7 protein-coding genes and 1 pseudogene are annotated in these 7,527 nt (G+C 54.8%); 3 read left to right on the top strand and 5 right to left on the bottom strand.

Annotated features, from left to right (window positions below):
* Positions 1-322: 322 nt before the first annotated feature.
* Together cysN and cysD are read right to left on the bottom strand one after the other, a co-directional pair.
* Positions 323-2,227, bottom strand: coding sequence for a sulfate adenylyltransferase subunit CysN (gene cysN, locus AC19YR_RS24385; RefSeq protein WP_500600411.1), 1,905 nt, complete (start codon positions 2,225-2,227; stop codon positions 323-325).
* Positions 2,227-3,669, bottom strand: coding sequence for a sulfate adenylyltransferase subunit CysD (cysD, locus tag AC19YR_RS24380; protein ID WP_500600410.1), 1,443 nt, complete (start codon positions 3,667-3,669; stop codon positions 2,227-2,229). Before cysD ends, cysN begins: the two co-directional genes overlap by 1 nt.
* Positions 3,670-3,818: 149 nt before the next feature.
* Between cysD and AC19YR_RS24375 the strand changes: the two genes are divergently transcribed.
* The 3 genes from AC19YR_RS24375 (at position 3,819) to AC19YR_RS24365 (ending at position 5,477) form a co-directional block, all read left to right on the top strand.
* Positions 3,819-4,595 (top strand): sulfite exporter TauE/SafE family protein, encoded by a 777-nt coding sequence (locus AC19YR_RS24375; protein WP_500600409.1) that lies wholly within the window; start codon positions 3,819-3,821, stop codon positions 4,593-4,595.
* Between the two features lie 365 nt (positions 4,596-4,960).
* Positions 4,961-5,206 carry a type II toxin-antitoxin system prevent-host-death family antitoxin gene (locus AC19YR_RS24370; protein ID WP_500600412.1) on the top strand — a complete coding sequence of 82 codons (246 nt, stop codon included), beginning with the start codon at positions 4,961-4,963 and terminating at the stop codon, positions 5,204-5,206.
* Complete coding sequence (locus AC19YR_RS24365; RefSeq protein ID WP_500600408.1) at positions 5,196-5,477, top strand: type II toxin-antitoxin system RelE family toxin; 282 nt, start codon at positions 5,196-5,198, stop codon at positions 5,475-5,477. The genes AC19YR_RS24370 and AC19YR_RS24365 overlap by 11 nt, the downstream gene beginning before the upstream one ends.
* 142 nt (positions 5,478-5,619) lie before the next feature.
* Here the strand turns inward: AC19YR_RS24365 and AC19YR_RS24360 are convergent, their stop codons facing one another.
* The 3 genes and pseudogenes from AC19YR_RS24360 to AC19YR_RS24350 form a co-directional block, all read right to left on the bottom strand.
* A complete protein-coding gene (locus tag AC19YR_RS24360; protein WP_500600407.1) occupies positions 5,620-5,814 on the bottom strand; it encodes a hypothetical protein in 195 nt (64 codons plus the stop codon).
* A pseudogene (locus AC19YR_RS24355) lies at positions 5,811-6,308 on the bottom strand (JAB domain-containing protein). The gene AC19YR_RS24360 and the pseudogene AC19YR_RS24355 overlap by 4 nt, the downstream one beginning before the upstream one ends.
* Positions 6,309-6,354: 46 nt before the next feature.
* Complete coding sequence (locus tag AC19YR_RS24350) at positions 6,355-7,281, bottom strand: recombination directionality factor (RefSeq protein WP_500600406.1); 927 nt, start codon at positions 7,279-7,281, stop codon at positions 6,355-6,357.
* Between the last annotated feature and the right edge of the window lie 246 nt (positions 7,282-7,527).

Genomic DNA, 7,527 nt, shown 5'->3' with positions numbered 1-7,527 from the left:
GAAACAGCACGATCAGAGGAAAGAGCCGTGAATTAAAGACAAGAAAGGTCTGTTTTTCGGCCGACTTGGATTTTTTGAACCTCAAGCAGCGAGGGCCTCAAAAATCGGTGGGTACTTCAGACCTTCCCTAGATCAAGGCCAAGTAGCTACTCATATTTACCCGGAGGGGCGCTTCGCGTCACTCTCCAGAGGCTGGAGCTATATACGGTAGTGGAGTTCATGCGGATCTGTGCGCGGGCCAGGTATCTACCATTTCAACAGCGATCAATCTTTTTTGATTGCTGTTGAAATCAATGGTTTTGAGCGCAGTTCGTGGTGGTTGCTATAGCCTAGTATTCAGATTTTTAACTAGTTTCAGGATTGTTTCCTCTGGTTCGTTCAGTTCGGAATTTATTTCGAAGTCTGCAGCGATAGGCGGTTCATAGGGGCTGCCAACCCCCGACAAGTTTGGTAGCTGTCCACAGCGAGCTTTCTTATATAGCCCCTTCACGTCCCGCTGTTCGCAGACTTCCAGCGTTGTGCTGACGTACACCTCGATGAAGTTGTCTTCCCCAATCAGTTCTCGCGCCATTTCACGCTCACGTCTGAACGGTGAAATAAACGCAGTCATCACAATCATTCCTGCATCCATCATCAACTTGGCCACTTCGGCGATGCGCCGAATATTCTCGACGCGGTCAGCGTCGGTAAAGCCCAGGTCTTTGTTGAGGCCTTGGCGCACGTTGTCGCCGTCGAGGAGGTAGGTTCGATGGCCGAGTGCATGTAGCTGTACTTCCAGTGCGTTGGCAATTGTCGATTTGCCTGAGCCAGACAGCCCTGTGAACCAAATAACCTTGCCTTTGTGGCCATTAAGTTTTTCGCGGTCTGTGCGTGTGATGGAGAGTGCTTGTTTATGCACATTTTGTGCGCGACGTAGGCTGTGGTTGATCATTCCGGCAGCCACAGTGGCGTTGCTTATGCGGTCGACGAGAATGAAGCTGCCTAGCGTGTGGGAGTTTGCGTAGCTGTCAAACACTAGGGGTTTGCTGGTGGCGAGGGTGCAGACGCTGATGTCGTTTAGGGCCAGTTGAGTGCTGGCTTCATGAGCGAGGTTATTGATGTCGACGCGGTGTTTGATGTTGGTAATGGAGGCGGTTGCCCATTGCGTGGCCAGCTTGATGTCGTAACTGCGGCCTATCAGCCCGGCTTCTTCATGCATCCACACCAGCGTTGCTTCGAACTGGTCGGTGGTTTCCAGTGGGCGCTGGCTCAGGCTGATGATGTCGCCGCGTGAGGCATCAATTTCTTTGTCGAGCTTCAGGGTGATGGCGTCGCCACTGACAGCTTGCTGTAGTGGGCCATCCATACTGACGATTTCTGTAACCGTGGCGGTGTGGCCCGACAGCGTAACGCGAATTTCGTCGCCCACTTTTACCTGGCCTTCGCCCACGTAGCCGCTGAAGCCGCGGAACGCGTCGTTGGGGCGGTTGACCCACTGCACGGGAAACACCAAGCGATCAGTTGTAGCGGAGCTAACTTCGCAGGTTTCGAGGCAGCCCATTAACGTCGGGCCGCAATACCACGGGGTGTTGGCGGAGCGCTCGGTGATGTTGTCGCCCTTGAGGGCGCTCAGGGGTATGGCTGTGGTGTGGGTGAAGCCGAGAGTCTGGGCAAATGTTTCAAACTCTTGGCAAATATCCTTGAACTGGCCTTGGTCAAAATTAACCGTATCCATCTTGTTTACCGCCAAAATTATCTGGCGAATACCCATCAGTGAGACCAAATAGGCGTGGCGTCGGGTCTGGGTCAGTATTCCTTGGCGGGCATTGACCAGAATGATGGCCAGGTCGGCAGTCGAGGCGCCGGTGACCATGTTGCGTGTGTACTGTTCGTGGCCGGGCGTGTCGGCAACAATGAATTTACGCTTGTTGGTCGAAAAAAAACGGTAGGCCACGTCAATGGTGATTCCCTGTTCGCGCTCGGCCGAGAGACCGTCCACCAGCAAGGCGAAGTCAATTTCGCCACTTTGGGTGCCGTGTTTTTTTGATTCGCTTTTCAGGCTGGCCAGCTGGTCATCGGTCAGCTGTTGGGCGTCCCATAGCAAGCGGCCGATCAGGGTGCTTTTACCGTCATCGACGCTACCGCAGGTGATGAAGCGCAGTAGGTCCTGGTCTTGTTGCTGGGCCAGATAGGCCTCGATGCTGGTTGGCTGGATTGCGCGCTCTTTGCTGGTAGGTTTGCGAGCCATCAGAAATACCCCTCCTGTTTTTTCTTTTCCATGCTGGACGAGCTGTCCGAATCTATGGCGCGGCCTTGTCGCTCCGATGTGCGTGATGCCAGTAGCTCGAGCAAAATATCGGCCACAGATGCGGCTTTTGATTCCAGGGCGCCTGTCAGGGGGTAGCAGCCGAGGGTGCGAAAACGGATGGTGCGGGCCTCGATCTTCTCGTCCGGCAGCAGGCGCATACGCTCATCGTCGACCATCAGTAGCATGCCGTTGCGCTCGACCACCGGGCGTTCTTTGGCAAAATACAGCGGCACCAAGGGTATGTTTTCCTGGTAGATGTATTGCCAAATATCCAGCTCGGTCCAGTTCGACAAAGGAAAGACGCGGATGCTTTCGCCTTGGTTTTTGCGGGTGTTGTAGATGTTCCAGATCTCCGGCCGCTGCTTTTTTGGGTCCCACAGATGGCTCTGGGTGCGGAATGAAAAGATCCGCTCCTTGGCGCGGGATTTTTCTTCATCGCGGCGAGCGCCACCGAATAGCATGTCAAATTTGTTTTTATCGAGGGCCTGCTTGAGACCTTCGGTCTTGGTGATGTCGGTGTGCAGCGCGGAGCCATGATCAAAGGGGTTAATGTCTTTGCTGATTGCTTCGGGGTTGATGTGCACCAGCAGGTCCATGCCGCTTTCCTGTGCGATGCGGTCGCGGAACAGGTACATCTCCTGGAACTTCCAGCGGGTATCTATATGCAGCAGCGGGAAGGGCGGCGGCGAGGGGTAAAATGCCTTGCGCGCCAAGTGCAGCATCACGGCGCTGTCCTTGCCCATGGAATAGAGCATGGCGGGGTTTTCTGACTCGGCCACCGCCTCGAGCAGAATTTGCAAGCTTTCGGCTTCAAGGCGTTTGAGGTGTGGGGTGAGTTTTTGCTGTGCGCCTGAGTCTACGCCGCGATTGTCACTGTTGAGGACCGCCGCGTAGCTCAGTAGGCCAAGTTCGACGTTTGCTGGCGGTTGGGTCTGCCTACAAATGCCGACGAGCTGCCCGCTTGGAAAGGTGGTGATGTCTTTGCCAATATGCTGCTGTAGACGTTGTAGGGCGCTCGCCAGTTGTTGTGCATCAACAATACCAATACCCAGCGGCAACCAGTAACGAGTGCCTCGGGCATCGTTAGCGTGCAAGACGCTTTGCCCATTCGCGCTGCGCAGCAGTTGAGTAAACAGGACAAGCTTACGTTTGCTGCGTGCTTTTTCAATGTCCGATGCGAGTACTGCTGGCGTTGGGTGGCGGCCCAGTTCATCAATAAGAGTTTGTGCGGTTAACTCGTGCGGGAGAATCTCAAGCTCGTGCAGTCGCCTTTCTGCTGTGCGTTTGGTGTCAGCTTGATTTAGCGTGTTCAGGTGCAGGAAGGCTAGTTGCGTATCCCACACAATGGGGGCGTCTAGTCCAAGAAGATCAATATTCGACACGTAGAGCCTCGACTGTCGCAATTCTGCAGTATTATTTCGTTCTCGTGAATATATGCTGGAATTTGGTTTTATGTCGACTTCTTATTCTTTCGTGCGCAATATGCGACACTCTAAATTGAAGGTTTCCTCCGTGAAAGTTCTACTCCCGCGTGGTTGACGGCGTATATGCGCTGGCTGGCGCCTTAACTGGTTTTGCCGTTGGCCTTACCGGCGTAGGAGGCGGCGCACTGATGATGCCTATCTTGTTGCTGCTGGGCGTAGCTCCGACTACTGCAATTGCCACTGATCTATGGTTCGCCGTGCTAACTAAGTCGGTAGCAGCGGTTATTCACAATGGCTCGACCCAAGTCGATTGGGGAGTGGTTAAGCGCTTGTGGCTGGGTAGTCTGCCAATGGCGTTATTGGTTGTCGTGTTGGTTAGCTTTGGGGTGCGGGTGCAGAAAGTCGACTGGCTCACCGAGGCTGTTGGTGTCGTCGTTTTGGTTACTGCGCTGGGTATGCTGCTAGCACCGGTGCTGAAATTACTTGCGCGAGAGCGCCGCCTTGACAGTCCGGGCCGTTTCAAGAGGCTGCAGCCCGGGTTGACGGTGCTTGCAGGCTTGGTTCTAGGCCTTTGTGTTGCGCTCACGTCAGTCGGTGCGGGGGCGCTGGGAAGTGTGATTCTTCTGTACTTATACCCGTTACGGATGACGCCCCATCGACTGGTCGCTACAGACATCATGCATGCCATACCGCTGGCCCTGGTTGCAGGGTTGGGTTATCTGTTTGCCGGCATGGTCAATGGACACATGTTGATCAGCCTGCTTGCGGGATCCATTCCTGCTGTTGTGGTTGGAAGCTTGCTGAGCAGAAGAATCAATGGGCGCTGGATTCAGGTGCTGCTGGCTGTTGTTTTGCTGGGCGCCGGGGTGAAAACACTGATCTGACAGGTTGTTCAGAGTATTTGTCATGTCGTCTGGGGTAATTCGAACACCGGACCACCAGGGCTGCGTTCTAGGCCAGTGTCCTGGCAGGCATTCCAGAAGACTTGTAGATACTCGCTGTAGTCATAGCAGTCATCGTAAATACCCCCCCCCCCGGCTCCGGCTCCACAAGGTTGTGAGGTATCTCGTCAAAGATGCCCAGCACCTGCGCTTGAGGCCAGAGGGTGCTCGGTGTTTGCGGATGGGAATGCTCCGATAGCTGGGCAGGCTAAGCGATACTGCCAGGAATCCAACTCATCTAGGGTGCTTTGGGCTTGCTCAGTATGTATATTAAGACCAAAATAAAGCACTTAATTGAGGGCTTGAATATGCAGAGTGTTTTAGCCGACGTAGCGGTCAGCGTTTCCGAATTAAAGAAAAATCCTTCAGGGGTTATGGCCGGTGCTGGCGGCATGCCAGTCGCTGTGCTCAACCACAATCGCGTCATGGGTTACATGGTGCCGGCGGAGCTTTACGAGCAGATGATGGAGCGTCTGGAGGATCTCGAGTTGGTTGAGATCGCCAAAGCCCGTTCCGGCGAGAAGGCTGTCTCGGTGAGTCTCGATGACCTATAAGCTAGAGTTTCTCCCGTCAGCTCTTAAAGAGTGGGGGAAGCTTGGCCATACGGTACGAGAGCAAATCAAGAAGAAACTTGGTGAGCGCTTGGAGGCGCCCAAGGTGCAGGTCGATGCTTTGTGGGACATGCCAGGGCACTACAAGATCAAACTGCGCGCATCAGGTTATCGTCTGGTCTATCGGGTTGAGGATGAACGAGTGGTTGTCGTGGTCGTTTCCGTGGGTAAACGCGAGCGTGGAGTGGCGTACCTGTCAGCCAAGAACCGTTAGCTTTACATAAAGCTGCGAAGACACTGGGTAAAGCCACGACACCGTCAGCAGCACAACTTTGCCTGACGACCGAGGCAAAAAGAAAGTAAAACCAGTTGCCGGAGTGGACAGCCTTTCGACTGTCCACTCCGGCGGATGTCTTTCACTGCGGCACTTTCCGTACTGTGTTCTGCAGTCGGCTGAAGATCCAGCAGGCCAACAGCACTGCTATCAGCAATAACGGAAAACGCACCAGCAGAATCAGCAGTAGCAGCATCACCAAGCAGCCGGTGATGATGTCTGCGAATACGAGCAGCGTGGCCAGCAGTCGTAGCACTGCGATCGCTATCGCTCTCATACGTCCCCCCGTTTGGCCAGCGAAACGCTACCTTCGCTGCCGACGACAATATGATCCAGTGTCCTGGTGCCGACCATGTTGAGTGCGTCCTTGAAGGTCGTGGTCAGGTGACGGTCAGCATTACTGGGCTCTGGATCACCAGAGGGGTGGTTATTTATCGCCTACACTGCAGCTGCATTGTGCTCCAGAGCGATCTTGACGACCTCTCGAGGATACACGCTGGCGCTGTCCAGGGTGCCCCTGAACAACTCCCGAAAGCCAATTAACCGGTGTTTGTTGTCCAGCAACAGAAGGGCAAAGATTTCGTGCTCGTGGTGTTGAAAGAGCGTTTGTAGGTGACTGAATACGTGTTTTGGATCGGCTAGCAGTCGGCCTTTGGTCAATCTTTTGCTGGCAAACTGCTGCGCCATGCGGAGGATGTCAGCTTCCGTGACCGGCGATTCCATGACATAGGTTCCGGTCGCTTCACCGGCCCTGAGTTTGTGATATTTCATCAATTTTCTCCTGAGGTGAAGGCGTTGGGTGAAGAAGGGTGCATGGTTAGTGGGGGCGAGCAGGTTGTTCGCTGCTGCTCTGCAGGGCTTTGGATTCGAGCTTTTCCGCCAGTGAGGCTTGGGCTGGGGCTGAAGCTATGGTCGTGGGTGCAGCGGTACGGGCCTCTTCGCCATGAGCGGAGAAGAACTCTTCAGCGATGGCGCTGGTATCTTCTTCGCTGTCTTCGAATGCCCCATTGTTGAAGCCCAGTCGTGCACTACGATCTAGCGCTTCCTGGTCGAAGCCTGCGTTGCGACGAACCTCATCGGTTTTTTGTGCATCAAGCAACGCTGCCTCCATTGAAAGGCCGCCACGCAGTGTGATGTCGACGTAGAAAATCGGTGTGCCATGGCTCTGGCGAGTCGACTTGCCACGTAGACGCAACTCCAGCGGTAGGCATGCCAGGCGGTTGCCCGAGATGGCCTGGAAGTAATGCAGCCGCGCGGCTAGGGTGCGGATGCTATTGAAACCGGTGGTGCGAAACACAAAGCTGCCCAGCGGATCGTCATCACCGATCAGCACATTCAGCCGACCGTAGGGTTTGCAGGCGCCGCCTTTGGCCAGCGGGCAGACATCCGGTGAGGGACATGGCAACGACTGCATGCCGTCCTGGGTGACGCGCTTGCAGGTCTCACCATTGCCGACGCACAGCGGTCTTCCCGACGGCCGATCAAACAGCGTGTAGTCAGCGCGAAAGTTCAGTTCCGGCTCGTTGAACAGCAGGCGTATCGGGATGCTGCGCAGCTTGTCCTCCTGACTTTTGCGCAGTTCCTCATTGAGTGGGTGCAGCAGCCAACCGTCCCGTCCTTGTACCTGGGACGTGATGGTGAATTGATCGTCTTTCTCTGGCAGGCGCTTGCCGTTTTTCTCGACGGCCTTGCCGATGGAAATCCGTCCGAGTATCGGTGGGGTGATAGCGAGACCTTTAAGCATGGTGGCTTTCCTTCATCTGAAAATAAAAAAGCCACCGAAACAGTGTTGACTGTCAGGGTGGCTGGGTTGGGTTGCTGGGCATATCAGGTGATCAGGAAACGGCGGCTGCCTTCCTTGATTGCGTATTTCGCTCATCGTGACCGGTCATTTCGCTAACAACGTGACCGGTTTCTCCACCCGATTGCGCGGGGTCTAAATTCTAACCGCATCGGTCACGATGCCGCTTCTTCTTCCGTCTTTTTACGT

It is taken from the genome of Pseudomonas sp. MF08817, from assembly GCF_059862705.1.
This window is presented reverse-complemented; position numbering and strand designations above follow the sequence as displayed.

Bases quoted from the DNA above. Each gene is read 5' to 3' on its own strand.
- cysN (WP_500600411.1), bottom strand. From the start codon at position 2,227: ATGGCTCGCAAACCTACCAGCAAAGAGCGCGCAATCCAGCCAACCAGC.
- AC19YR_RS24365 (WP_500600408.1), top strand. From the start codon at position 5,196: ATGACCTATAAGCTAGAGTTTCTCCCGTCAGCTCTTAAAGAGTGGGGG.
- AC19YR_RS24350 (WP_500600406.1), bottom strand. From the start codon at position 7,281: ATGCTTAAAGGTCTCGCTATCACCCCACCGATACTCGGACGGATTTCC.
- AC19YR_RS24360 (WP_500600407.1), bottom strand. From the start codon at position 5,814: ATGAGAGCGATAGCGATCGCAGTGCTACGACTGCTGGCCACGCTGCTC.
- AC19YR_RS24370 (WP_500600412.1), top strand. From the start codon at position 4,961: ATGCAGAGTGTTTTAGCCGACGTAGCGGTCAGCGTTTCCGAATTAAAG.